The 24,493-nt window shown below is 68.2% G+C and carries 25 protein-coding genes, 1 tRNA gene and 4 pseudogenes; 20 read left to right on the forward strand and 10 right to left on the reverse strand.

All coding sequences use genetic code 11. From position 1 onward, the window contains the following. Window positions 1-43 precede the first annotated feature (43 nt). The 3 genes and pseudogenes from N0A20_RS01315 (at window position 44) to N0A20_RS01325 (ending at window position 2,926) form a co-directional block, all read left to right on the forward strand. Window positions 44-613 carry a CvpA family protein gene (locus tag N0A20_RS01315; RefSeq protein ID WP_260582239.1) on the forward strand — a complete coding sequence of 190 codons (570 nt, stop codon included), beginning with the start codon at window positions 44-46 and terminating at the stop codon, window positions 611-613. After that, window positions 610-1,038, forward strand: coding sequence for an iron-sulfur cluster assembly scaffold protein (locus tag N0A20_RS01320; protein ID WP_260582240.1), 429 nt, complete (start codon window positions 610-612; stop codon window positions 1,036-1,038). The genes N0A20_RS01315 and N0A20_RS01320 overlap by 4 nt, the downstream gene beginning before the upstream one ends. Continuing rightward, window positions 1,035-2,926: pseudogene (locus tag N0A20_RS01325) on the forward strand (cation:proton antiporter). The gene N0A20_RS01320 and the pseudogene N0A20_RS01325 overlap by 4 nt, the downstream one beginning before the upstream one ends. Here N0A20_RS01325 and aroB read toward each other — a convergent pair. After that, complete coding sequence (gene aroB, locus N0A20_RS01330) at window positions 2,923-4,029, reverse strand: 3-dehydroquinate synthase (RefSeq protein WP_260582241.1); 1,107 nt, start codon at window positions 4,027-4,029, stop codon at window positions 2,923-2,925. The pseudogene N0A20_RS01325 and the gene aroB sit on opposite strands and share 4 nt — an antisense overlap. Further along, complete coding sequence (locus N0A20_RS01335; protein WP_260582242.1) at window positions 4,017-4,607, reverse strand: shikimate kinase; 591 nt, start codon at window positions 4,605-4,607, stop codon at window positions 4,017-4,019. The genes aroB and N0A20_RS01335 overlap by 13 nt, the downstream gene beginning before the upstream one ends. Before the next feature lie 95 nt (window positions 4,608-4,702). On the opposite strand from N0A20_RS01335, the gene N0A20_RS01340 reads away from it, so the two are divergent. Next, window positions 4,703-4,888, forward strand: a complete 186-nt coding sequence (locus N0A20_RS01340) for a hypothetical protein (protein WP_260582244.1) — start codon at window positions 4,703-4,705, stop codon at window positions 4,886-4,888. A gap of 153 nt (window positions 4,889-5,041) precedes the next feature. Here N0A20_RS01340 and N0A20_RS01345 read toward each other — a convergent pair whose 3' ends face one another. After that, on the reverse strand, window positions 5,042-5,818 hold the full coding sequence (locus tag N0A20_RS01345; RefSeq protein WP_260582245.1) for a hypothetical protein: 777 nt from the start codon (window positions 5,816-5,818) through the stop codon (window positions 5,042-5,044). Between N0A20_RS01345 and N0A20_RS01350 the strand changes: the two genes are divergently transcribed. The 4 genes and pseudogenes from N0A20_RS01350 to N0A20_RS01365 all read left to right on the forward strand — a co-directional run bounded on the left by N0A20_RS01350 (window position 5,817) and on the right by N0A20_RS01365 (window position 10,203). Next, a complete protein-coding gene (locus tag N0A20_RS01350) occupies window positions 5,817-6,698 on the forward strand; it encodes a hypothetical protein (protein ID WP_260582247.1) in 882 nt (293 codons plus the stop codon). The genes N0A20_RS01345 and N0A20_RS01350 overlap by 2 nt on opposite strands. 43 nt (window positions 6,699-6,741) lie before the next feature. Next, window positions 6,742-7,619, forward strand: a pseudogene (locus N0A20_RS01355) (tyrosine recombinase). Between the two features lie 11 nt (window positions 7,620-7,630). Further along, on the forward strand, window positions 7,631-8,578 hold the full coding sequence (locus N0A20_RS01360) for an acetyl-CoA carboxylase carboxyltransferase subunit alpha (protein WP_260582248.1): 948 nt from the start codon (window positions 7,631-7,633) through the stop codon (window positions 8,576-8,578). 135 nt (window positions 8,579-8,713) lie between these two features. Then, window positions 8,714-10,203 (forward strand): annotated as a pseudogene (locus N0A20_RS01365) (M48 family metalloprotease). A gap of 104 nt (window positions 10,204-10,307) precedes the next feature. Here the strand turns inward: N0A20_RS01365 and N0A20_RS01370 are convergent. Further along, window positions 10,308-10,475 carry a Flp family type IVb pilin gene (locus N0A20_RS01370; protein WP_260582251.1) on the reverse strand — a complete coding sequence of 56 codons (168 nt, stop codon included), beginning with the start codon at window positions 10,473-10,475 and terminating at the stop codon, window positions 10,308-10,310. 138 nt (window positions 10,476-10,613) lie between these two features. Continuing rightward, a complete protein-coding gene (locus N0A20_RS01375; RefSeq protein WP_260582253.1) occupies window positions 10,614-10,784 on the reverse strand; it encodes a Flp family type IVb pilin in 171 nt (56 codons plus the stop codon). A gap of 256 nt (window positions 10,785-11,040) precedes the next feature. On the opposite strand from N0A20_RS01375, the gene N0A20_RS01380 reads away from it, so the two are divergent. Continuing rightward, window positions 11,041-11,424, forward strand: coding sequence for a (deoxy)nucleoside triphosphate pyrophosphohydrolase (locus tag N0A20_RS01380; protein ID WP_260582254.1), 384 nt, complete (start codon window positions 11,041-11,043; stop codon window positions 11,422-11,424). Here the strand turns inward: N0A20_RS01380 and N0A20_RS01385 are convergent. Continuing rightward, on the reverse strand, window positions 11,421-12,293 hold the full coding sequence (locus N0A20_RS01385; protein ID WP_260582255.1) for a class I SAM-dependent methyltransferase: 873 nt from the start codon (window positions 12,291-12,293) through the stop codon (window positions 11,421-11,423). The genes N0A20_RS01380 and N0A20_RS01385 overlap by 4 nt on opposite strands. A 22-nt stretch (window positions 12,294-12,315) precedes the next feature. Here N0A20_RS01385 and N0A20_RS20410 point away from each other — a divergent pair, with 22 nt between their 5' ends. The 11 genes and pseudogenes from N0A20_RS20410 (at window position 12,316) to N0A20_RS01435 (ending at window position 21,290) form a co-directional block, all read left to right on the forward strand. Beyond that, the gene (locus tag N0A20_RS20410; protein WP_409574708.1) at window positions 12,316-12,561 is read left to right on the forward strand and encodes a double zinc ribbon domain-containing protein; all 246 of its coding nucleotides are present in this window, start codon (window positions 12,316-12,318) and stop codon (window positions 12,559-12,561) included. Continuing rightward, window positions 12,506-13,183 carry a ComF family protein gene (locus N0A20_RS01390; RefSeq protein ID WP_409574709.1) on the forward strand — a complete coding sequence of 226 codons (678 nt, stop codon included), beginning with the start codon at window positions 12,506-12,508 and terminating at the stop codon, window positions 13,181-13,183. Before N0A20_RS20410 ends, N0A20_RS01390 begins: the two co-directional genes overlap by 56 nt. A gap of 4 nt (window positions 13,184-13,187) precedes the next feature. After that, complete coding sequence (gene grxC / locus N0A20_RS01395; protein ID WP_260582256.1) at window positions 13,188-13,448, forward strand: glutaredoxin 3; 261 nt, start codon at window positions 13,188-13,190, stop codon at window positions 13,446-13,448. Window positions 13,449-13,451: 3 nt separating this feature from the next. Continuing rightward, window positions 13,452-13,940, forward strand: a complete 489-nt coding sequence (locus N0A20_RS01400) for a DUF1178 family protein (protein ID WP_260582257.1) — start codon at window positions 13,452-13,454, stop codon at window positions 13,938-13,940. A gap of 50 nt (window positions 13,941-13,990) precedes the next feature. After that, window positions 13,991-14,067 (forward strand) — tRNA-Arg (locus N0A20_RS01405). A gap of 719 nt (window positions 14,068-14,786) precedes the next feature. Next, a complete protein-coding gene (locus tag N0A20_RS01410; protein ID WP_260582258.1) occupies window positions 14,787-16,235 on the forward strand; it encodes a TonB-dependent receptor in 1,449 nt (482 codons plus the stop codon). A gap of 55 nt (window positions 16,236-16,290) precedes the next feature. Next, window positions 16,291-17,157: a TonB-dependent receptor gene (locus N0A20_RS01415; protein WP_260582259.1), complete on the forward strand. Its 867-nt coding sequence runs from the start codon at window positions 16,291-16,293 to the stop codon at window positions 17,155-17,157. A 43-nt stretch (window positions 17,158-17,200) separates the two neighbouring features. Then, a pseudogene (locus N0A20_RS01420) lies at window positions 17,201-17,374 on the forward strand (sodium:melibiose symporter); the annotation flags it as partial. Window positions 17,375-17,462: 88 nt separating this feature from the next. Further along, on the forward strand, window positions 17,463-18,551 hold the full coding sequence (locus tag N0A20_RS01425) for an MFS transporter (protein WP_260582260.1): 1,089 nt from the start codon (window positions 17,463-17,465) through the stop codon (window positions 18,549-18,551). A gap of 38 nt (window positions 18,552-18,589) precedes the next feature. Next, on the forward strand, window positions 18,590-19,543 hold the full coding sequence (locus N0A20_RS01430) for a TauD/TfdA dioxygenase family protein (protein WP_260582261.1): 954 nt from the start codon (window positions 18,590-18,592) through the stop codon (window positions 19,541-19,543). 121 nt (window positions 19,544-19,664) lie between these two features. After that, entirely contained in the window at window positions 19,665-21,290 is a 1,626-nt protein-coding gene (locus N0A20_RS01435; RefSeq protein WP_260582262.1) for an arylsulfatase, read from the forward strand. 31 nt (window positions 21,291-21,321) lie between these two features. Here the strand turns inward: N0A20_RS01435 and N0A20_RS01440 are convergent, their stop codons facing one another. The 4 genes from N0A20_RS01440 to N0A20_RS01455 form a co-directional block, all read right to left on the reverse strand. Next, window positions 21,322-21,879 (reverse strand): putative sulfate exporter family transporter, encoded by a 558-nt coding sequence (locus N0A20_RS01440; protein ID WP_260582263.1) that lies wholly within the window; start codon window positions 21,877-21,879, stop codon window positions 21,322-21,324. Between the two features lie 118 nt (window positions 21,880-21,997). After that, a complete protein-coding gene (locus N0A20_RS01445) occupies window positions 21,998-22,903 on the reverse strand; it encodes a carbohydrate porin (protein ID WP_260582264.1) in 906 nt (301 codons plus the stop codon). After that, window positions 22,875-23,183 (reverse strand): carbohydrate porin, encoded by a 309-nt coding sequence (locus tag N0A20_RS01450; RefSeq protein ID WP_260582265.1) that lies wholly within the window; start codon window positions 23,181-23,183, stop codon window positions 22,875-22,877. Before N0A20_RS01450 ends, N0A20_RS01445 begins: the two co-directional genes overlap by 29 nt. A 17-nt stretch (window positions 23,184-23,200) precedes the next feature. After that, window positions 23,201-24,490, reverse strand: coding sequence for a putative porin (locus N0A20_RS01455; RefSeq protein WP_260582266.1), 1,290 nt, complete (start codon window positions 24,488-24,490; stop codon window positions 23,201-23,203). Window positions 24,491-24,493: the final 3 nt, after the last annotated feature.

Here is a 24,493-nt window from a genome sequence, read left to right on the forward strand (position 1 = left end):
TCAGCACGAACGGTTTATTTATGTACATTGGTCTGATCGCAGCATGGGAAGTTTGACGGCTCTGGATATCCTCGTGCTGCTGCTCGTCGGCGGCGGGGCGGTACTCGGTTTTTCGCGCGGGCTGGTGCAGGAAGTGACGAGCCTCCTCGCCTGGGTGCTCGCGATCCTTGCGGTGCGGCTGTTTCACGGCATGGTGACGGGGCTGGTCAGCGGCTGGGTCGGGACCGAGGGCGGCGGTGCGATGCTCGCTTTCGTGATATTGTTCGGGGGCGTCTTCGCGGCGGCCAAATGGGGTTCGCGCGCGATGGGCAAGCGTAGCCGCGCCTCGATCGTCGGCGGCTTCGACCGTGGGCTGGGGGCAGGCTTCGGCGCGGTGAAGGGCCTGCTGATCGCCTCGATCGGTTTCATGCTGGTCACGCTGCTTTACGACATCGGCTATGGCAATGCGCAGCGCCCGGCGTGGATGACCGACAGCCGCACCTACCCGGCGCTGAACGCGACGAGCGCGGCGATGAGCAAGGTGATCGCCGAGCGCCGCGCCGCGGCGCGCGAGGCCGAGGCGCGGAGCGACGCCAATGAAGCGGAGGACGCGTCCGCTGCGCGCGCGAAATGAGCGCGCCGCTCTATAACCGCGACATATTGTCGCTGGCGGTCGCGACCGCCGATTATCTGCCGCTGCCCGGCGCGCGCTATCATGCGTCGCTGCGCGCGCCCTTGTGCGGCAGCCGCATCCTGCTCGACCTCGACGCCGACGATGTGGGCCGCGTGACGGCGATCGGCCTGCATGTCGAGGCCTGCGCGCTCGGGCAGGCGTCGGCGGCATTGCTCGCGCGCCACGCGGCGGGGCGCAGCCTCGACGACATCCGCGCCGCGCGCGCGGCGATTGCGGCGTGGTTCGCCGGCGACGGAGAGCGGCCCGACTGGCCGGGCTTCGACCTGCTCGCCCCGGCGAAGGATTATCCGGCGCGCCACGGTGCGATCCTGCTGCCCTTCGACGCCGTGATCGCGGCCCTTGAACCGCAGGCGGCGCGCCCATGACCCTCTGCCTGCTTGCGGCCGCGGCGTCGGATATCGCGGCCGAGAAGGCGGGTGAGGCCGCGACCGACACCTTGCTCTTCGAGGGCGCGATCCTGCTCGGCGTCGCGACGCTGTTCGTGCTGCTGTTCCATGCGGCTCGGGCTCGGCGCGGTGCTGGGCTATCTGATCGCGGGGGCTCTCGTCGGGCCGCACGGGCTCGGCCTCGTCGGCGGCGGCGAATCGAAACTGGCCTTTGCCGAACTCGGCATCGCCTTTCTGCTCTTTCTCGTCGGCCTCGAACTCCATCCGCGCCGGCTCTGGGAACTGCGCCGCGCGATCTTCGGCCTCGGGCTGGCGCAGGTGGTGGTCAGCGGACTGATCCTCTCCGCGCTGATCTTCGCGACGATGGGTTTCAGCTGGCAGGCGGCGCTCGCGCTCGGCCTGCCGCTCGCCCTGTCATCGACCGCGCAGGTGCTGCCCAGCCTGAAGAGTTCGGGGACGATCAACGCGCCTTTCGGCGAAAAGGCTTTCTCGATCCTGCTGTTCCAGGATCTCGCGATCGTGCCGATGATCACCATCATCGCCGCCCTGTCGCGCGCGCCGAGCCGATCCTTCGGCGCCGCCGGGGTGGCAGATGGCCCTCTATACGGTCGCGGCGATCGTCGCGCTCGTGCTCGTCGGGCGTTTCCTCGTGAATCCGCTGCTCCGACTCGTCGGCCGTTATGGGGAGCGCGAGCTGTTCGTGGTCGTCGGCCTGCTCGTCGTGCTCGCGAGCGCGGCCTTCATGCACAGCCTGCACCTGTCCACCGCGCTCGGCGCCTTCGTCGCGGGGGTGATGCTCGCCGATTCCCCGTATCGGCATGAGATAGAGGCCGATGTCGAGCCCTTCCGCCTCGTCCTGCTCGGGCTCTTTTTCCTCGCGGTCGGCATGGTACTCGACGTCGGCGCGGTGATGGAGCGGCCCCTGCTCGTCGTCGCGCTCGCGGCGGGGCTCGTGGCGACCAAGACGGTGGTGCTGGCGTCGATCGTACGCGCCTTCGGCCGCCCGTGGAAGGTGGCGTTCGGGCTCGGCCTGCTGCTGAGCCAGGGCGGCGAGTTCGGCTTCCTGCTCTTCACCCAGGCGTCGGAGGCGCTGCTCATTGCGCCGCAGGCGGCGAGCCTGTTCAGTGCGGTGGTCACGCTCTCCATGATGTCGACACCCTTTCTGATGCTGTTCGCGCGCAACCTCGAATTTTCGCCCGACAGCGACGGAACATATCTCGAAGGACCCGAGGGCGCGCCGCGCGGCGCGGCGATCGTGATCGGCTATGGCCGCTTCGGACAAATCGTCGCCCAGATGCTGCACGCCGTCGATTGCTCGGTGACGCTAATCGACAAGAAGCCGAGCCAGATCGAACTGTCCGAACGCTTCGATACCAAGGTCTATTTCGGCGACGGGTTGCGGCTGGACCTGCTGCGCCGGGCGGGCGCCGACGAGGCCAAGCTGATCGTCTATTGCATCGACGACCGCAGCGTCGATGCGACGGCGCTGCGTCCGGTCGTCGATGCTTTCCCCCACGCAAAGGTGCTGACGCGCGTGTTCGACCGCCGCCAGCTGCTGGCGATCGACGGCGCCGGAGCGAGCGGTGCGGTGCGCGAGGTGTTCGAAAGCTCGATCGCGCTGGGGCTGATGGCGTTGCACCAGCTCGAAATCGACGGTCGCGAGATCGAGGATGTCGAGGCGGCCCTGCGCCACCTCGACGCGGCGCGGCTCGGCGCGCAGATCAGCGAGGGCGACATCGCGGCGGGCATGGACCATCGCTTTCAGCCCGGCGGGAGCCGAGAGGGGACGAGCATCCTCGAAAAGCTGCGCGAGAAGCGGCTGGCGGCGAAAGTGGCGCGCGAAGAGGCCGGGGGCGAGGCGGCTTAGGCCGCCGGGCTTCCGTCCAGAAAGGCGACGACCTTGTCGAGGCCATAGTCTTCGGTGACGAACGACCGGCCGATGCCGCGGGTCAGGATCAGCGGCAGCTTGCCCCCGCGCACCTTCTTGTCGTGCGCCATATGCGCCGCGAGCGCCGCGCCGCCGCTGTTCACCCCGGCGCTGGCGAGGCTGTGCGGCAGCTCCACGCTGGCGAGATGGTCGCGGACGCGCGCGGCGTCTTCGGGCGGGCAGAGGCCGTTGGCGGCCGAAAACTGGTGGGCGAGGACCATGCCCGCCGCGACCGCCTCGCCGTGGAGCAGCCGGTTCGAATAGCCGGTCTCGGCCTCGAGCGCGTGGCCGAAGCTGTGACCGAGGTTGAGGAGCGCGCGCACGTCCTGCGTCTCGCGCTCGTCGGCGGCGACGATGCGCGCCTTGGCGGCGACGCTGTGGGCAATCGCCTTGTGCCGCGCGGCGCTGTCGCCTGCGAGCAGCGCGGCGCCATGATCTTCGCACCAGGCGAAGAAGGCGGCATCGTCGATCAGCCCATATTTGACGACCTCGGCATAGCCCGCGCCCAGTTCTCGGCGCGGCAGCGTCCCGAGCGTCGCCGGGTCGATGACGACGAGCGCGGGCTGGTGAAAGGCGCCGATCAGATTCTTGCCCGCCGCGACGTTGATCGCGGTCTTGCCGCCGACGCTGCTGTCGACCTGGGCGAGGAGGGTGGTGGGGACCTGGATGAAGCCGCAGCCGCGCTTGACGATGCTGCAAGCGAAACCGACGAGGTCGCCGATCACCCCGCCGCCGAGCGCGATGACATGATCGCTGCGTTCGATGCCTTCGCCGATCAGCCATTCGGTGAGCCGTGCGAGCCCGTCCCAGCTCTTCGTCCCCTCGCCCGTCGGCAGGACGAAGGAGGAGAAGCCGATGCCCTCGGCGCCGAGCGAGGCGCCCACCGGCATCAGATAATGGTCGGCGACATTCCGGTCGGTGACGATCATCGTGCGCGGGCGCTTGAGCAACGGCGCGACGTGCGCGCCGATGTCGCGGATCAGCCCGTCGCCGATCAGGATCGGATAGCTGCGGCTGCCGAGATCGACGGTCACGGATTCCATTGCGGATGTTCCCACTTTGACAGGGCCTCCAATATCGCGCGCACCGTGTGGTCGTGCGGGCTCGATGCCGAACTGACGCGCAGATGCGCCTCGGCATAGACGGGGTTGCGCGCCGCGGCGAGTTCGCGCAGCACCTCCCTGGGATCGCGGTCCTTCAGCAGCGGGCGGTGATGGCGGCGACCGACGCGCTCGACCAGCGTCGGAATGTCGGCATCGAGCCAGATCGACAGGCTGCCGTCCTTGATCAGCGCGCGCGTCTCTTCGTTCATGAAGGCGCCGCCGCCGGTCGCCAGCACGAGTGGCGTTCCCGACAGCAGCCGCGCGATCACGCGGCGTTCGCCGTCGCGGAAATGCGCCTCGCCGAACCGCGTGAAAATCTCCGAGATCGTCATGCCGGCGGCGCGCTCGATCTCGTCGTCGGCGTCGGCGAAGCGCATGCCGAGCCGCGAGGCGAGCCGGCGGCCGATCGTCGATTTGCCCGAGCCCATCAGTCCGACGAGCACGATGGGCCGCTCGCGGATCGCCGCGGACAGGGGCCCCGATGCGACGGGGGCCGGGCTTTTCGGGTTTCGCGTCATGCTGGGCGCGGCTATACCGGCTGAACTGCGCGGGACAATGGTTTTGCTGCGCCGCGCAAAACGGGATCGGGTCGACAACAGGGTGGCATTGGATATTGCGCAGGCACGGCAGATCGGGGAAAGGCCGCTGGATCGGGCGGCTGGTCGTGCTGTCGCTTGTCCTGCTGGCCTTCTGGCTGCTGCTGATTTTCATGGGCGGGCCGATCGAACCGCGAATTGTTGAGGTGGATGTGACCGACAAGATTGCCGCAAGCGCGACGCCCGAAAGCAACCCGCGATGAAGAAGAATCGGCTGCCGCTGACGCTGGGCCTTTCGAGTGCTGCCGTGGCCGCCGCGCTGGTGCTGCCGGCGCTGGCGCAGGAATCGCTGCTGCCCGAAGGTTTCGGCAAGTCGGCTCCGGCGCCTGCGCCGAGCCCGTCGCCAACGCCCGCGCCTACCGCGACAGCCGGCGCCGTCGCCGACTCCCAAAGCGGCATCGGCCGCGCCGGCGGTCACGGCCACGCTGCCCGATACCGGCACCGCCGCGACCGATGCGGAGGAAGGCGGGGACGGCGAAGAGGTCGAACCCGGGACGCTGAAATACGACCTGCCGCCGGGGGCGCGGCGCCTGCTCAGCCGCATTGGCCCGCTGACCCCCGAAACCGGCGGGCTGGCGCCCGACGCGTTCGGCGTGCGCGGCCAATATGCGGCCGAGATCATGCGCGCGACGCGCGGGCCGCTCGCCTCGCGCTGGGGCGCGATCCTGCTGCGGCGCTCGCTTGCCTCGGCGATCGACACGCCCGCGACGATCAACGGTGCCGACCTTGCCGCGGCGCGCGCCGGGCTGTTGCTGCGCATGGGCGAGGCGAATGTCGCACGCTCGATCGTCCAGTCGGTCGATTATGACCGCGCGAGCCCGCGGCTGGTGCAGACCGCGCAGCAGGTGTTTCTCGCCAACGCCGATCCTGCGGGGCTCTGCCCCTATGTTCCCGCCGGCCTGGCGCATGGCGACGAGCATAGCTGGCGGCTTGCCGCCGGGATCTGCTCCGGGCTGTCGGGCGATTCCGGCCCGGCCGGATGGGCGATGAGCCGGGTGCGGTCGAGCGGAAAGATCGCGAATTTCGACATTTTGCTCGCCGAACGCGTGCTCGGCGCGAGCGGCAGCCGGCGGCCGTTCGATCACCATCCAGTGGGACAGGATCGACCGGCTGACGAGCTGGCGCTTCGGCATGGCGACCGCGACCGCGACGCCGATCCCCGCCGAACTCCGCCGGGGCGAAGATCCGGCGATGCGCGCCTGGACCGTGCTGGCGCCGATGAGCGAGATGACCGACCGTATCGCGGCGGCGCCCGATGCCGCGGCGCGCGGCGTGCTGTCGAGCGAGGCCTATGTCTCGCTGCTCAGCGCCGCGGCGAGCGAGGAGGAGGCGCCCGAAAGCCTGGCCGCGCAGATCGATCTGCTGCGCACGGCGTTCGGCGGCGCGACCGGTGCCGAGCGTTACGCCGCCATGGAAAGCCTGTGGGGCGGTGGCAGCAATCCGATCGACCGTTATGCGGCGATGGTCGCCACCGCGCGTGCCGCGGCGGCGCTGCCGGTCGGGACCGACGTCGGCGACGATCCGTGGCAGCTGATCGGATCGATGCTCGCGGGCGGGTACGACAATCGCGCGGTCGACTGGGTGCCGACGGTCAATGTCGGTAGCCGCGCGTGGGGCGTGCTGGCGGTCGGCTCGCCGCGCCCGCTCAACGGGATCGGCGCGAGCGCTGTGTCGAATTTTTCGGGCGACGACGACAGCGCCGACTATCAGCGCAGCAAGCTGCTCCTCGCGGGTCTTGCCGGGCTCGGCCGCATCGACGGCGGGCAGGCGGCGTCGGCGGCGAGCAACCTCGACATCAACCTCGGCAAGCAGACGCGCTGGACGCGCGCGATTTCGGAAGCCGCGCGGCGCGGCGAGCCGGGCATGGTCGCACTGCTCGCGGCGGCGGGGATGCAGGGCGACTGGTCGACGATGCCGCCCCATCATCTGTATCATATCGTCAAGGCGCTGCGCGAGGTGGGGCTGGCTTCGGAGGCGCGGATGATCGCGGCCGAGGCGCTGGTCCGGGTCTGAGGTGCGCGACCGCGACGCCGCGCTGATCGACCGCTTCCTCGAAATGATGGCCGCCGAACGCGGCGCGGCGCGCAACACGCTCGCCGCCTATCGGCGCGATCTGGAACAGGCGGCGGGACTGGTCGCGCGCGGCTTGGCGGATGCCGATACCGACGCGCTGCGCCAGGTCATGGCCGGATATCAATCGCTCGCGGCGAGCAGCGCGGCGCGCAAGCTGTCGGCGCTGCGGCAGTTCTACGCCTTCCTCCGCGACGAGGGCGAACGCGCCGACGATCCCGCGCAGGCGCTGGCGCGGCCGGCGACGCGGCGCCCGCTGCCGCGCATCCTGACCCACGACGACGTCGAGCGGCTGTTCGCGCAGGCGGGCGCGGAGGCGTCGGGCGCCGCGCCCCCGGCGGCGGCGGTGCGGATGCTGCTGCTGATCGAACTGCTGTACGGATCGGGCCTGCGCGCGAGCGAACTGGTGTCGCTGCCGCGCCGTGCGGTTGCGGGCGAACGGCAATATCTGATCATTCGCGGCAAGGGCGACAAGGAACGGCTGGCGCCGCTCTCGGACCGCGCACGAGGGGCGCTCGATCGCTGGCTACCGCTCGTCGTCGAGGGATCGCCCTGGCTCTTTCCTTCGGGCAAAAGCCATATCTCGCGCGTCCGCCTGTTCCAGATGCTGCGCGATCTTGCCGGCCGCGCGGGCATCGACCCGGCAGCGGTCAGCCCGCATGTGCTGCGCCATGCCTTTGCCACGCACCTGCTCGAAGGCGGGGCCGATCTGCGCGCGCTGCAACTGATGCTCGGCCATGCCGATATCGCGACGACGGAAATCTACACCCATATCGACAGCCGCAGCGGCTGGTCGAACTGGTCAACCGGCGGCATCCGCTGGCGCGGATGGACGGCGTTGACCTGACGCCGCCTTCGGCCTAGCGACTGCCCGCATGACAGCCTTTCTGGACTTCGAAAAACAGGTCGCGGCGCTCGATCGCCAGATTGCCGAACTGCGCGAGATGGGCGACGATCCGACGCTCAATATCGAAGGGGATATCGCCCGGCTCGAGGACAAATCCTCCAAGATGCTGCGCGACATCTATGCCAAGCTGACGCCGTGGCAGAAGACGCAGGTCGCGCGCCATCCCGACCGGCCGCATTTCAAACATTATGTCGCGGGGCTGTTCGACGACTGGATGCCGCTGGCCGACGATCGCAATTTCGGCGACGATCAGGCGATCCTCGGCGGCCTCGCGCGGTTTCGCGGGCGCCGCGTGATGGTGATCGGGCACGAGAAGGGCGACGACATCCCGTCGCGGATGAAGCATAATTTCGGCATGGCGAAGCCCGAGGGCTATCGAAAGGCGATCCGCCTGATGCAGCTCGCCGACCGCTTCGGGCTGCCGGTGGTGTCGCTGGTCGATACGTCGGGCGCCTTTCCGGGCATCCAGGCCGAGGAGCGCGGGCAGGCCGAGGCGATCGCGCGATCGACCGAGCAGTGTCTGGCCTTGGGCGTGCCGATGGTCGCGACGATCGTCGGCGAGGGCGGGTCGGGCGGCGCGATCGCGATCGCGGCGGCGAACCGCGTGCTGATGTTCGAACATGCGGTCTATTCGGTGATTTCGCCCGAGGGCTGTGCCTCGATCCTGTGGCGCACCGCCGACAAGGCGGCCGACGCCGCGGCGGCGATGAAGATGACGCCGGAGGATCTGCTGGCGCTGAAGATCATCGACCGCATCGTGCCCGAACCCGTCGGCGGCGCGCACCGCGCGCCCGAGATCGCGATCAAGGCGCTGGGCGATGCGATCGCGCAGGAACTCGACGCGCTGTCGGGCCTGTCGCGCGAGGCGATCCTCGCCGCGCGCGAGGAGAAATTCCTCGCGATGGGCCGCGCCTGACCCCCCTATCCGCCGGAACCCGATCGCGGGGCCGACGTTTTTTCTGTCAACCGCATGAGCCGGATGTTCATGGCGCGTCTTGTCGTGCCCGGATATAGGCTATGTGGACAGAAGAGGACCAAGGGAGGCAAGACTATGGCCCGGACGAAATTGGCGATAGCGGCGCTGCTGGCGGCGGCGGTGACCGCCGGCAGGGTTGCCGACGCCAAGACCAAGACGATCAAGACCGCGACCGCGATCACTGCCAGCGAGCGCAAGCAGGGCGCCGAGGCGCATCCCGAGCTGGTGCAGGAGTTCGGCGGCAGCTACGACGGGCCGCAGGCGGCCTATGTCGGGCGCGTCGGTCAGAATATCGCGGTGCAGTCGGGCCTGTCGAACGCGCGCAGCGACTTTACCGTCACCCTGCTCAATTCGCCGGTGAACAACGCCTTCGCGATTCCCGGCGGCTATATCTATGTCACGCGCCAGCTGATGGCGCTGATGAACGACGAGGCGGAACTCGCCGGCGTGCTGGGGCACGAGGTCGGCCATGTCGCCGCGCAGCACAGCAAGAAGCGCCAGTCGGCGGCGACGCGCAACGCCGTGCTGGGGGTACTCGTTGGCGTGCTCGGCGGCGCGATCGGCGACAATGGCGGATTGCTCGGCGGGCTCGGCGGGTTGCTCCAGAACAATGCGATGCAGGTGGCGCAGCTTGCGACGCTCGGCTTCTCGCGCGGGCAGGAGCTGGAGGCCGACCAACTCGGCGTGCAATATCTGCGCCGCGCGGGTTACGACCCGCAGGCGCTGTCGACGGTGCTCGCCAGCCTGGCCAATCAGACCAATCTCGAGGCGCGCCTGTCGGGCGGCGACGCGCGGGCGCTGCCCGAATGGGCGAGCACCCACCCCGACCCCGCCTCGCGCGTGCGCAACGCGCAGGCGCTGGCGACGAGCGCCGGGGCCGGCGGGGTGCGTAATGCCGAAGCCTTCCTGACCGCGGTCGACGGCGTCCTCTATGGCGACGATCCGGCGCAGGGCGTGGTCGAAGGCCAGGAGTTCCTCCATCCCGATCTTCGGCTCAAATTTTCGGTCCCGACCGGCTATGGAATGCAGAATGGCACGACCGCTGTGTCGGTCAGCGGCAGCGGCGGGCAGGCGCAGTTCACCACCGCCGCCTATAATGGCGACATGAACGCCTATATCGCCGCGGCGTTCAAGGCGGTGGCGGGCAACACGTCGCTGTCGCCAGGCAGCATCCAGCGCACGACGGTCAACGGCATCCCGGCCTATTATTCGACGGCGCGCGCGAACACCCAGTCGGGCGCGGTCGACGTCACCGTTTTCGCCTATGAATTTTCGCGGACCAGCGCCTTTCACTTCGTCGCGCTGACCAAGGCGGGCGGAGGCAGCGTGTTCAACCCGATGTACAGCAGCGTCCGGCGGCTGAGCACGGCCGAGGCGGCGGCGATCAGGCCGCGGCGGGTCGATGTGGTGACGGTGGCGCGCGGCGACACGGTGGCGACGCTGGCGCGGCGCATGGCCTACAGCAATTATCAGACCGAGCGATTCCAGGTGCTCAATCGCCTGAGCGCGACGAGCGGCTCTCGCCGGGGCAGAAGGTCAAGATCGTGGTCTACGCCAGCCGCTGAGCGGCATTGGCATCGGGATAACGGAAAAAGGGCGGTGGATCGCTCCACCGCCCTTTCCTGTCCGTCCTTCGCCCGCCATGGCGAGCGAAGAGGTTCGTCGACGATTAGCCGTCCTTCAGGGCGGTATCGACGTTGTTGAAGGTGTTGCTGACGCTGTCGCCAACGGCGCCCATCGCGGTGATGCCGGCGACGGCGATGAGAGCGGCGATCAGGCCGTATTCGATGGCGGTCGCGGCCTTGGTGTCGCGAACGAGCTTCTTGATGAACTTCATGTCTGGTCTCCTGATGATTCACTTACCCTGTTGACGGTCTGGTCGGGTCAACAACGGTGGTTCTAGTTTGAATTGGTTTTGAATTTCTTAATGCGCCGGTCGCGTCCGTGAGGGTTTCGAGTCCCATAAATGGACAGGCTACATCGCATCCGTTGCGGCCGAAGAAACATTGTTCCACATGCCGATGGTCGATTTGCCAACTGACGTTATAGCTCCCATCGCGGCGATGAAGATCAGCGCGAGGATCAGTCCATATTCGACGGCCGTCGCGGCTTTGGTCGACCGTAGCAACCTGGCCATATTGGTCATTGTTCTGCCCCTGCCTATTGCCCAGGGCCAGAGTCCTCGGAATCGTCCGGCCGATCGTTCCTGGCCCGTGTTTCGCGCTCCGCGGCACTGGTCCGTGCCCCATTGCGCCGTTGCCCTGAACAAAACTGTGTCTAACCTCAGCCGTGCAATTCGGGGATTCTGGTCCTAGAGTTCCCGAGGCTTCCGGATTTCGCATATCAGGGTTAACAATTTGTCCTCGTCTGTACCGATAAAAACCCCCGAAAACTGTCTCATTGTGGTCGCCGCCGCGCTCGTCGACCGCGACGGCCGCGTGCTCGTCCAGCAGCGGCCCGAAGGCACGTCGATGGCCGGTCTGTGGGAATTTCCGGGCGGCAAGATCGAACCCGGCGAAACCCCCGAAGCCGCACTGATCCGCGAACTCGCCGAGGAGTTGGGGATCGTGGTCGATCATGCCTGTCTGGCGCCCGCCTGTTTCGCGAGCGAACCGCTCGGCGACCGGCATCTGCTGCTGCTCGTCTATGCACTGCGCAAATGGCGGGGCGTGCCCGAGGCACGGCATGCCACCGCGCTGCGCTGGGTGCGTCCGGTCGAGCTTTACGGCCTCGACATGCCGCCCGCCGACCGGCCGCTCATCGGGCTGCTGCAGGCTTTGCTTTAGCCTTTTGGTTTCAGCGCCGCGGCGAGCGATGCCGTGCCGCTGCCGCGCCGGGCGGGCCTGGGCTGGTCGGGATGCGGTGCCCAGCCGCTGAAATGAATGATGCGGATCGTTTCGGCGACGCGGCCGTCGGGATCGGCCTGTGCCGCGAAGGCGAGCGCGATCCGTGCCGTCTCCTCGCGGGTCAGCGGGGGCGGGGCGGGCGAGAGGCGGCTCGACAGGCCCGCCGCGCGAAGGTCGCGGACCAGCGCGAACCAGTCGCCATACCGCACCGTCAGATCGTCGACATCGGCCACCGGCATGGTGAAGCCCGTCCGCTGAAGCAGGTTACCCGTCGCGGCGAGATCGATCTGGGGATGCATCCGGGCGATTGGCCGCACGCCGTCGGTCATCACCGCGCGCCGCAGCCGGCCAAGGCTGCCGTCGCCGACGAAGGCGCCGAGCAGCAGGCCGTCGGGGGCGAGCAAGGCGCGCAGGCGGACGAGCGCGCCGGGCACGTCGTTGACGCTGTCGAGCCCGCCGGGCCAGACGATCAGGTCGAAACTGGCAAAGGGCAGGTCGATCGTATCGGCCTCGCCCGCGATCGCTCCCGTCGCGGCGGCGAGGCCCGGACCGGCCTCGAGGATCTTCACATCGCGACCGATGCCGCGCAGACGGTCGGCAAGCGCCGCGTCATGCGCGCCGATGAGCAGGATGCGCGGAAAATCGCGCGTCACCATCGACAGCCGGTCGAGCAGGGTTTCGGCGATGATCGGCGCGAGGAAATTGGCGCCGGCGGGCAGCCGCGCCAGCCGGTCGCGCTGGGCGCGGTGGCGGGCGGACGAGAAAAGCGAAGGCGGCTGCTGCGACATGCGGCGCTTGTGCCGCCTCATGCGATGCTTCACAAGTTCGGACATGGGACGTGCGGCGGGGCAGGTCGAAAGCGGGGTGCCGGTGCGGGCGGCGGGGCTGATGCGCGGCCTGCGCCGGGCGGGCCGGCTGGTCCTCGATTATGCGCTGCCGCCGCGCTGTCCCGCCTGCGGGGTCATCGTCGCCGACGACCGGCAGTTCTGCCTCGATTGCTGGCAGGGCCTCGAATTTCTCGATGGCCCCGCCTGCGCGCGCTGTTCGATCCCGCTGCTCGGCCGCCTTGCCCGATAGCGAGATGCAGTGCGGGGCCTGTCTCGCCAGTCCGCCGCCCTTCGACGGCGCGCCTGCGGCGGTGGCCTATGGCCCGGCGGCGCGTACCGTCGCGCTGCGGTTGAAATATGGACGCCGGCTCGGTCACGCGCGCTTGATGGCGCGGCTGATGGCCCGGCCCTTGGAGCAACTGGCGGGGGATGGCCAGGCGCTGCTCGTCCCGGTTCCGCTTCACCGCTGGCGTCTGTGGTCGCGCGGTTTCAACCAGGCGGCGCTGGTCGCCGACGAACTGACGCGGCTGACCGGCACCGCGCACGATCATCATCTGTTGCTGCGCGCCAGGCCGACCGCCTCGCTGCGCGGCAAGACCCGGCGCGAGCGCGAGCGGATCGTCGCGGGCGCCTTTGCGCTGGCAGATGATGCCAGGGCGAAAGCGGCGGGGCGTCATCTGATCCTGATCGACGATGTCCACGCCAGCGGTGCGACCCTGCGCGCCGCCGCCAGGGCGCTGCGGCGCAGCGGCGCGGCGCGCGTGTCGGCCCTGAGCTGGGCGCGCGTCGTCCCCGAAGCGCTGATGACGAGCAACATATTTGACTTTGCGTCGTTGGATTCCGATATCAATGACCAGATGATGACAGGATAGGCGCATGCCCAGGATCGAAGTCTTTACGAAAATATTCTGCCCCTATTGCTCGCGCGCCAAGGCGCTGCTCGACCGCAAGGGGGCGGCGTATCAGGAAATCGACGTGACGATGGACCGCGCCGGATTCGACGCGATGGTCGAGCGCGCGGGCGGCGGGCGCACGGTTCCGCAGATTTTCATCGACGGCAAGCATATCGGCGGCAGCGACGATCTGGCCGCGCTCGACGCCCGCGGCGGGCTCGACCCGCTGCTGGGGATGGCCTGACCCTTGATCGTCTTCGACCTTTGCTGTGCCGCCGGTGATCACCGGTTCGAGGCCTGGTTCAACAGCAGCGACGGCTTTGCCGATCAGCAGGCACGGGGGCTGATCGCCTGTCCGGTCTGCGGCGACAGCGATGTCGCGAAGGCGGTGATGGCGCCGCGCGTCGGGGCGAAGTCGAATCAGGGGACCGCTCCGTCGGCGCCCGTCGCGGTGCCGGCCGAGTCCATGAAGTCGCCCAAGGGCGGCGACATTTCGCCCGAACTGGTTCGCAAGGTGGTGGCCGGGATCGCGGCGCAACAGGCCGAGATGCTGCCGCAGTCGCGCTGGGTCGGCCGCGATTTCGCCGATGCGGCGCGCGCGATGCACGAGGGCCGCGCGAAGGAGGACCTGATCCACGGCCAGACCTCGCCCGAAGAGGCGCAGGCGCTGCGCGACGACGGGATCGCGGCGATGCCGCTGCTGGTGCCGTTCGTTCCGCCCGAAGCCGCGAATTGATCGCTGCCGATTGACGCTCTGCGCCCCGCACCGCTACACGGGCGCGCAGCGCACCCGTAGCTCAGCAGGATAGAGCATCAGATTCCTAATCTGGGGGCCACAGGTTCGAATCCTGTCGGGTGCACCATTTTGCACCAAGGTCGGGCACGAGAGGGTCGACGTCGGCCATGTCCTCATCGCGTCATGCACGCGCCCGAGGCGCCGGCCAACCCGCGTGGCGGCCCGGCGTCTGCGCACCGCCCATAGCGGCAACTCGTCTTGCGAAAGATTTTCTTCGTCGCAGAAACACCACGCGTGCATTGACGAATCCAATATCTATCTTTTAAGTAGAGATTGTCGCTCGAAACTGGTCGAGACGGGCGACAGGCTCTCCCCTTCGACCCGCGGCTTTTGACCGGGAAGCAGCTTGCTCCGCGTTACCAACGGCTAAAGCGCGTGATGCTCGGGCGACAGCGCCAGGTGTTGCGTTCCCCCCATAAGGGGTATTGCGATGCATATCTGTACTAGCACCACCTAGATCATGGCCGATCCTGCGCGCGGGACAGCGGACGACCGCGTCCCCTCCGCGTAGCGGCGCTTTTCTTCATCCTGGCCGCGCCTCCCTTTCGCAAGGGCGTCATGCGGCTTTGCGTCCGGCGCCTGCGCGCGCCGCAGCGGCAGGTGAATCATGCCCTATCTGACCCAATCCGACCTGTCGGATCTGGCTCGCTATCCTGCGTCCCTGCGCAGCGCCGCCCGTGCGCTGTGGGGGACGCAGCGGACGGCTGCCGGGTCCGGCCCGGCGCCCCGCGCCACCATCCATCACATCAAAAAGGGGGCGGGACTGCCGCCCGGGGAACTCGTATAATGTCCAGATATTCTCCCGATCATCGTCTGAAGCTGCTGCTCGGCGCGGCGCTGCTGGTTCCGGCGGCGCCCGCCTGGGCGACCGAGGAAGCGGCGGTCGACGCCGCCGCCGCCGTGGGCGGCGAAGCTGCCGCGGAGGCCGCGGCCGACGGCTATGACGGCACCGAAATCATCGTGTCCGCCCGCCGCCGCGACGAAAGCGCGCAGGAGGTGCCGATCGCACTGACCGTCGTCGGCTCCGAAACGCTGGAAAAGACGGGCAATTATACGCTGACCCAGATCCAGCAGATCGTGCCCAGCCTTCAGGTGTTCAGCTTCAACCCGCGCAACACCAACATCAACATCCGCGGGCTCGGCAGCAATGTCGCGCTGACCAACGACGGCCTCGAAAACGGCGTCGGCTTCTACATCGACAACGTCTACTACGGCCGCGTCGGACAGACGCAGTTCGACCTGGTCGACCTGCAGCAGATCGAGGTGCTGCGCGGGCCGCAGGGTACGCTGTTCGGCAAGAACACCACCTCGGGCGCGATCAACATCACGTCGCGCAAGCCCAGCTTCGACCCGGAATTTTCGGGTGAGGCGAGCATCGGCGACTATGGCTATTACCAGCTGCGCGGTTCGGCCTCGACCGGCGTCGTCGATGATCTGATCGCGGTGCGCCTCAGCGGCGCGGTCACCGAACGGCGCGGGTTCCTGTACAACGTCACCCAGAACGAGCGCGCGCAGGATTATTCGAACTGGAGCGTGCGCGGGCAGCTTCTGATCAACCCGGCGCCCGATCTGGAGGTCAGGATCATCGGCGACTTTTCGCGCCAGAAGCAGAATCATGTCCTCAACATCTTCGCCAGCTATTTCGGCACCTATGAAAATGGCGCCGTCATCGCGAACAATTTCGCGCAGCGCGCGGCGCGCTTTCCCTCCTACACCTTCCCGACGATCGATCCCTTCGCGCGGCTTGGCCAGTCAGACGGCCATTATCAGTCGAACATGGATGGTTATGGCGTGTCGGGGCAGGTCGATTGGAACCTGGGCGCGGCCAAGCTGACCTCGATCACCGCCTATCGTTGGTGGGACTGGAACCCCGCGAACGACGCCGACGCCACCTCCTTGCCGATTATCACCAAGGCGCAGCAGGCGAACCGCCAGCGCCAGTTCAGCCAGGAAATCCGCCTCGCGTCGGACAGCGGCGGCCCAATCGACTATGTCGTCGGCGCCTATTATTTCTGGCAGATCATTCGGGGCGAGGGCGCGACCGCTTATGGTTCCGCCGCCGCCTTGTGGAACCTGCCGACCGTCCCGGCGGTGGTCGGCAATGCCGCGCTCGACGGTTTCGAGGCCAATTCGACCTCCGACCCGCGCACGCGCAGCTATGCGCTGTTCGGCCAGCTCGACTGGAAATTCACGGAGCGCCTGACGCTCACTGCTCGACCTGCGCTTCACGCATGAAAAGAAGGACGGATCGTTCAGCCAATTCCATGTTGCCGGGATCGATCTGTCGACCTTGCCCGAAGCGGTCGCGACGGCGGCGCTGACCATCCGCAACCAGTTCAATCCGGTGGTCAGCTATTCGACCGCGTTCAGCGACAACAGCCTGTCGGGGCTTGCGACGCTGTCGTGGCAGTTCAGCGACGATGCGCTCGCCTATGCGACCTATTCGCGCGGCAACAAGTCGGGCGGGCTCAACCTCACCAACCTGCTGGCCGGGATCGACCCCGACGTCGCGCCCGAAAAGGTCGACAATTACGAGATCGGCGTGAAGTCGCAATGGTGGGACCGGCGCGTGACGCTGAACGTCGCGGGCTATTGGACCGAGATCGGCGATTATCAGACCGCGATCACCGAACAGGTGCCCAACACGGTCAACGTCCGTCAATATATCGCGAACATCCCCGGCGTGCGCTCGCGCGGGGTCGAGGGCGACCTGGTCGTCGCGCCGTCGAGCAGGGCGAGCTTTTACGCGTCGGTCGCCTATGCCGACACGACCTACAGCGATTACCGCAGTGCCCCGCAGGCGCCCGAACGGCTGAATCAGGGTGCGATACAGGACCTGACCGGCGAGCAGCTTCCGGGCGTGCCGAAATTCACCTATACGCTGGGCGGCGATGTGTCGGCGCCGCTCGGCAGTCTCGGCGGGCGGGATCTCTCGGTCTACGCGCATGGCGATTATTCGCATCGTTCGTCGTTCAACACCTCGTCGAGCAACAGCATCTATGCCGATGTCCCGGCCTACGGGATCGCCAACGCGCGTATCGGCATCCGCACCGAGGACGGATTGTTCGACCTGTCGCTCTGGGCGCGCAACCTGTTCGACAAGGATTATTTCCAGACCTTGTCGCCGGCATGGTCACCGGCATCGTCACCGCGCTGATCGGCGAACCGCGCACGCTCGGCGTGACGCTGAGGACGAAGCTGTGAGCGCCGCGTCCCCGACCTCGGGCCAGCTGATCCGCTTCTCCGCGGTCGCCATCCCGCTCGCCGCCGCCGGGCTGCCGCTCGGCGTCTATCTCCCCGCCATCTATGCGCGCGATTACGGCCTGTCGCTGACCGTCATCGGCGTGATCTTCCTGCTCGGCCGCCTGTGGGATGCGATCGCCGACCCGCTGATGGGGTCCTTGAGCGACGCGACACGCAGCCGCTACGGCCGAGCGCAAGCCATGGATCGCGGCGGGCGGAGTGATCTTCGCGATTGCGGCGGTCTTCCTCTTTTTCCCGCCCTTCGGCGTGACGCCTTGGTCGCTCGGGATCGTGCTCTTCTTCCTCTACCTCGGCTGGACCGCGGTGCAGATTCCGTTCCAGGCCTGGTCGGGCGAGGTGTCGGGCGACTATCACGAGCGCACGCGCATCGCCACCTATCAGCAGGTGGTGGCCGCGGCGGCGCTGCTGCTGACGCTGGTCTTGCCGACGGTCGCCGACCAGCTGCGCCCCGGCGACGGGCGGCTGCAACTGACGCTGATGGGCGGGCTCGTGCTGGCGACCATCGTGCCGTCGCTGATCCTGACGCTGACGGCGCTCGATGAACCGCCGCTGCCGATCCGGCCTGCCAGCAAGCCCGGCCTGCGGGAAACCTTCCGCGCGATCGCCGGCGAACCCTTGCTGCTCCGCGTCCTCGCATCCGATTTTGCGGTGACCCTGGCGCAGACTATTCGCGGTTCGCTGATCGTCTTTTTCGTGACCTTCTACATGGGGCGCCCCGAATGGGCGGGTGGCCTCTTCCTCTTCCAGTTCGTCTTCGGCATCTTCGCCGGGCCGATCTGGCTGAAGATCGGGCGCCGCTACGGCAAGCATCGCACCGCGGTGGCGGGCGAGCTGGTGCAGGTCACGATCAACCTGTCGCTGCTGCTCGTCACTCCGGACAGCTTCGGCCTGCTGCTCGCGCTGACGCTGGCGCAGGGCCTTGCGCAGGGGTCGGGCAATCTGATGCTCCGCGCGATCGTGGCCGACGTCGCCGACAAGCATCGCCTCGACAGCGGCGAGGACCGCACCGGCCTCTATTATTCGGTGTTCAGCCTCGCCGGAAAGACCGCGACCGCGGTCGCGGTCGGCATCGCGCTGCCGCTCGTCGCCTGGCTCGGCTTCGATCCGAAGGGGGCGAACGGCCCCGAGGCGCTGAACGGCCTGCTCCTCGTCTTCGCCCTTGGCCCCGCCATCGCCCATGCCTTGTCCGCCGCTCTCGTCGCGCGCTTCCCGCTCGACGAGGCGGCGCACGCCGAAATTCGCCGACAGCTCGACCCGGAACCGCCGGATTACGCCTTCGCCGAATGAACCCCGCCGCCAACACATAACCCCCAAAGGAGACTGACATGACGGATCTTCACAACAGCTATGCCAATGCCCGCGACAAGAACATCCCGCTCGACATCACGCCGGTGACCGGCACGATCGGCGCCATCGTCCATGGCATCGAGCTGTCGGGCGACCTGCCCGCGCCGGTGGTGCAGGCGATCGAGGCCGCGCTGGTGCGGCACAAGGTGCTCTTCTTCCGCGACCAGCAGCATCTGACCGACCAGGAGCATGAGGATTTCGCCGCGCTGCTGGGCGATCCGGTCGCGCATCCGACGGTGCCGGTGGCCGAAGGCTCGCGCTATCTGCTCGAACTCGACAGCCGCGAAGGCTATGCCGCGTCGAGCTGGCATACCGACGTGACCTTCGTCGACGCCTATCCCAAGGCGTCGATCCTGCGCGCGATCACCATCCCCGAAGCGGGCGGCGACACCCAGTGGGCGAACGGCGAAACCGCCTATGAAGGCCTGCCCGAGGTGCTGCGCCAGCTTGTCAACAATCTGTGGGCGACGCACACCAACCTCTATGACTATGCGTCGATCCTCCAGTCGGCACCCGACGCCGAAAGCGCCGCGAAGCGGATCAAGGAGCATCGCAACGTCTTCGCCTCGACCGTGTACGAGACCGAACATCCGGTGGTGCGCGTCCATCCGGTCAGCGGCCAGCGCAGCCTGCTGCTCGGCCATTTCGTCAAGCAGTTCGTCGGGCTGAACCAGGTCGACAGCGCGCGGCTGTTCCAGACGCTGCAGGAGCATATCACCAAGCCGGAGAATGTCGTGCGCTGGCGCTGGCAGGCGGGCGACGTGGCGATCTGGGACAATCAGGCGACCCAGCATCGCGCGACCGCCGACTTCGGGCTCCAGCGCCGCACGCTCCGCCGCGCGACGATCCACGGCGAGGTTCCGGTCGCGATCGACGGCCGCCGCAGCCGCACCGTGCGGCAGGAAAAGGCGGTCGAATACGAACCCGCCTGATCGAAACCGGCCTAGCGCCGACCTCTTCTCCCTTCCTGCGACTGCGCCGGTCCCGACTGCGGCGCGCCCGGGTTCCATTCGCCCGTGGCGCGCCGCCCTTCCTTTTCCCGAGGATATCCCGATGAAGCGTTTCGCCTCGCTGCTGCTTGCCTTTCTGATCGTTGCCTCGCCCGCCCACGCGAAGGAGCGGCGTCCGAACTTCCTGGTCATCGTTGCCGACGATCTGGGCTATTCGGATATCGGCGCCTTTGGCGGCGAAATCCGGACGCCGAATCTCGACCGGCTGGCGCTCGCGGGTATCCGGCTTGCCAGCTTCCATACCGCGCCGACCTGTTCACCGACGCGCTCGATGCTGCTGTCGGGAACCGACAATCACCTCGCCGGGCTCGGCACGATGGCCGAACTCATCCGGCCGAACCAGAAAGGAAAGCCCGGCTATGAAGGCTATTTGCGCAGCGACGTCGCGACGCTTGCCGAGCGTCTGGCGGCTGGCGGCTACAGCACGCTGTTTTCGGGCAAATGGCATCTGGGGCTGACGCCGGAGCAGGACCCGCACGCGCGCGGATTCCAGCGCAGCTTTGCGCTGCTGCAGGGCGGTCACAATCACTTCGGCACCGACGTTGGCACCACTGCGACCTATACCGAACAGGGCAAGCCGCTGAGCGCGCTCCCCGTCGGCTTCTATTCGAGCGACGCTTTCGCGAGCCGGCTGATCGGATTTCTCGGCGAGCGGCCCGCGGCAGGGAAAGCGCGGCCCTTCTTCGCCTACCTCGCCTTCACCGCGCCGCACTGGCCGTTGCAGGCGCCCGCCGAGGATATCGCGCGCTACAAGGGGCGCTACGATGCGGGATATGACGCGCTGCGGCAGCAGCGCCTCGACCGGCAGCGCGAACTCGGCATCCTGCCCGCCGACGTCGTGCCGCACACCCCGCGCAACCGCGACGGCAGCTGGGATTCGCTGACCGCCGACCAGCAACGTACCGCTGCGCGCAACATGGAAATCTATGCCGCGATGGTCGACCGCCTCGACCAGAATGTCGGCCGCGTCATCGAGGCGCTGCGCGCGTCGGGAGACCTTGACAATACGGTGATCCTCTTCCTCGCCGACAATGGCGCCGAGGCGCTCGATATCGAGACCACGGGCGCCGAAATGCTCGGCCGCTATGCGAAAGGCGCCGACAACGGTTTCGCCAACCGCGGCGCGGCGACCTCCTATGTCACCTACGGCGCCGGCTGGGCGCAGGCGGCGACCGCGCCGTCATGGCTGACCAAGGGCTATCAGAGCGAGGGCGGCACGAGGGCGGTTGCCTTCGTCAGCGGCGCGAATATTCCGCAGCGCGGCGGCGCCGACACCCAGTTTCTCTCGGTTGCCGATATCGCGCCGACTTTGCTCGACCTCGCCGGCATCGATCCCGACGCGCTTGAAGTCGGGGGCAGGACGGTGCGGGCGATCACGGGCCGCTCGTGGCTGGCGTGGCTCCGGAATCCGGCGGCGCGGGTCTATGGGACCGGCGACGGTTTCGGCAGCGAACTCTTCGGCTCGCGCGCCTATCGTCGGGGCGACTGGAAGCTGACCGACATCGGCGACGGCCAGTGGCGCCTCTTCGACATCGGGCGCGACCCCGGTGAAACGCGCGACCTGTCGCTCGCCGCACCCGCAAAGCGCGACGAACTCGCGGCGGCGTGGGACCGTTACGCGCGCGACGTCGGCATCGTCGCCCCGGACTCGATACCCTATCGTCCGTGATCGCCGTCGCGCGCCCGCTGGCAATGGCCGGTCAGCCCGGGTGGCCCGGAACGATCGCGATCGCGAACAGCAGCGAGGCGACGAAGCTGGTCAGTGAGGCCAGCGCCACCGGTACCGCCGCGCGCCAGCCCATCTCGAGCAAAAGGTCCATCCGCGTGCGCATCGCGGTCGCGGTCACCGCGAGCAGGAGCAGCGCCTTCGACGCCGTCAGCGCGGCGTCGCGTGCCGCGTCGGGGACCGGCGCGACGCTGTTCAACGTCACCATCGCGAAAAAGGCGGCGATGAACCAGGGGAGGGCGAGCCGGCGCCAGATGCGCCTGTCGCCGCCGTCGCGCGGTTTCAGCCGCAGGCCGACGAGTGCGACGACCGGAGCGAGCAGCGCGACGCGCGCCAGCTTGACGATCGTCGCGCTCGCGCCCGTGGCGTCGGAAAAGGCGTATCCGCCGCCGATCGCCTGCGCGACGTCATTGATCGAGGCGACGAGTTCGCCTGCCTCGCCGCCATAAAGGCCGGCGAGCCGTTCGGCCGCCAGCGGATCGAGCCCGTCCAGCCGCGCGGCATAGCCCGCTTCGCGCCTGATGTCGGCCATTCGGGCCGTTATAATCTTGCGCTCGAAAGCTGTCATGCCATCGGGCAGACCGGGATCGACGGCTTTCGCCGCAATTCGAACATTCGATAGGGCGACGACGCGGCGGGGGGCCGATTGTTCAGAATCCGGAGAGGTTGAAGCTGGCTTCGGCTCTGATTCCGAGGACCAGGGAATCGGCGATGCGGAGGTCGGCGGATGGTCGGCGGATGTAATGGATGTTGGGCTGGATGGCGAGCCAGCGTGAGAGCTGGGCGCGGTAGGTTGCTTCGACGGCGACCTCGGATGCGGCGGCACCGGTCGCGGCGCGATGCGAGTCCGATGTAAACGCCGCGGCGAGCGCGATGCCGAACGCGTCCTGCTCGCGGCCGGGGATCCAGCCGCCGAACGTGAGGCCGCCGTCGGCGAAGCGGCCGAACATGTTGAAGCGGCCGCGGGCGGTACCGAGCCGGACGAATGCATCGACGGTGCGGCCCGATCGTTCGAGGAGCGGGAGCTCGGCGCGGATGTAGGTGCCTTCATTGCCGTCGCCCGCGCCCTTGCCGTCGTTGCGCTCGAAGTTCGCGGTGTAGCGCCAGTGGCCGAGGAGAAGCTTGCCGCCGCCGAGCGGCGCCTCGACCTCGCCGACGAGCAGCGCGCCGTCGCCGTTCCCCAGCTCGATCGCGGTGCGGCGCGGATGCGCGGGGTCGCCGGGGACGCCGTCGAGGACAGCCGCACGGAGGGTCCAGCCCTCGGCGGGCATTACCGCGAGCCGTGCGGCGAGCGAAGTCGAGGGGAAGATCGACGGGCCGTTCTCGCCGCTCTGTCCGAAGTCGGTGCCGATGCCGTTCGGGCTGCTGACGAACAGGCCGGCGGCGTCGAGCGCGTCGAACTCGGCGTTGAGGTCGTAGAGGCCGGCGCGCAGCGAGGCATGCCGGCCGATCTTCTGGTCGATCCACGCTTCGTAGAGGCGCAGCGCGCGGGTGCCGGTCTCGATATTGCTGACCGCCTGGGTGTCGCTAGGCCAGGTCGCTGATCGACTTGCCATTGTTGTAGAGGCCATAGACATGGACCTGCGCGCCGGTCCAGCCCGCGAGCGCTTCCATGTCGGCCTCGAACACGATGTCGAGATTATCGAGATAGCGCGCGCCGCGCTTCACGCCGCCCGCCGCGTTGCCGATCACCTCGCCGGTATAGGTGAGTTGGAGCAGCAGCGGCCCGTGCGTCTCGTCGATCTCGCCGGGCGCGTGGGTATGGCCGTGCGGCAGGTGGCCGTGCGGGTGCGGCGCGGGTGCTGCGGGCGCGGCGTCGCTCGCCGCGGCGAGCATCAGGGCGCAGAGCAGCGTCAGAAGCTGACCAGGAAGGCGAGGCGGATGCGGTCGAGCCAGTCGGACGGCGCCAGCGCGCCGGCGTAGGCTGCGTCGAGCGGGCGGTAATGATACCAGAGCAGGTCGAGCTGGAGGTTCGGCGCCGGGACATAGGCGAGGCCGAGGCCGTGGAGGCGGTAGTTGGTCGAAAGGTCGATATTGTCGTGGCTGAACGCCGCGAGCACCGCATCGACTTCGACCTCCGAGAAATTATAGGCGATGCGCCAGTCGCCGGGCTTGGCGGTGCGGCCCGCCGCGAGTTCGAGGTTGAACGCGGTGTCGCCGGGCACCGCGGCGCCGAGGTTGCGGACATAGACGGCGGTGAAGGTCACCGGCCAGCGCTCCGAGGGACCCGTCCAGCCGAGCGTGCCGATCCCCTCGATCAGATGGAAGTCGGAGAGATAGCGGCCGCCCGCCAGCAGGTTGCCGCGAAAGTCGCCCGCCTCGGCGCCGGCGACCGAGCCGAGGCGGTAATGATAATAGCTGCCGGTCAGCCCCGCCTTGACGGCGGAGCCGAGCGGTACGGAGAGGGCGAGCTGGCCGCCGAGCATGTCGCTGTCGCGCGCCACGGCCGCCTCGTCGATCACGAACCAGATGCCGCGCGCATCGAGCTTGGCGCCGCCGCCGAGCGGGGCGCTATAGACGGCAGCGACGCCTTGGGGCGACACGTCGCCGTCCCACAGCATGTCGGTGCGCTGGAAGACCTGCGGGAACTTGCCGGCATAGGCGGTGAGCCCGCCGCTGTGATAGCGGATCCATGCCTGGTCGAGCGAGACCTGAAAATCATCCACGAAGTTGCCGAGGGTGACGTCGGTCGAGTTGGGGTCGTCGGGATCACCGGTCGCGATCTGCGTGCCGAGCGCGAACCTGTCGTTCACCGCATAGGTTGCGCGGACGCGCGCGCGCACCGCGGTGCGCGCGCGGTCGCGTCCGTCGACGAAGTTCCACTCCTGCCGCACCCGCATGTCCCCGCTCACATCGAGGCCCGGGATGCGAAAGGCGTCCGGAGATGCGGCGGGGGTGGCCACCGCCAGCTGCGGCGAGGCCGAGGTGGTCGGCGCCGGTAACGCCGCCGTGTTGGCGGGAGTGACTGGGGTGGGCGGCGCGACCGGCGGAGCGTGACCCTGCCCTTGCATCATCTCTGCCTGCCGCGCGACCATCGCCTCAAGCTGAGCGATCCGCTCCTGCTGCGCCGCAAGCTGTTGCTCCAGCCTGGCAAGACGGTCTTCCTGGGCCCAAGCGGGGGGCGCGAGCAGCGCAACGGCCAAAAG

Origin of the sequence: Sphingopyxis sp. PET50, assembly GCF_025244705.1 — a bacterium.
In the GTDB taxonomy this organism is placed as follows: Bacteria; Pseudomonadota; Alphaproteobacteria; order Sphingomonadales; family Sphingomonadaceae; genus Sphingopyxis.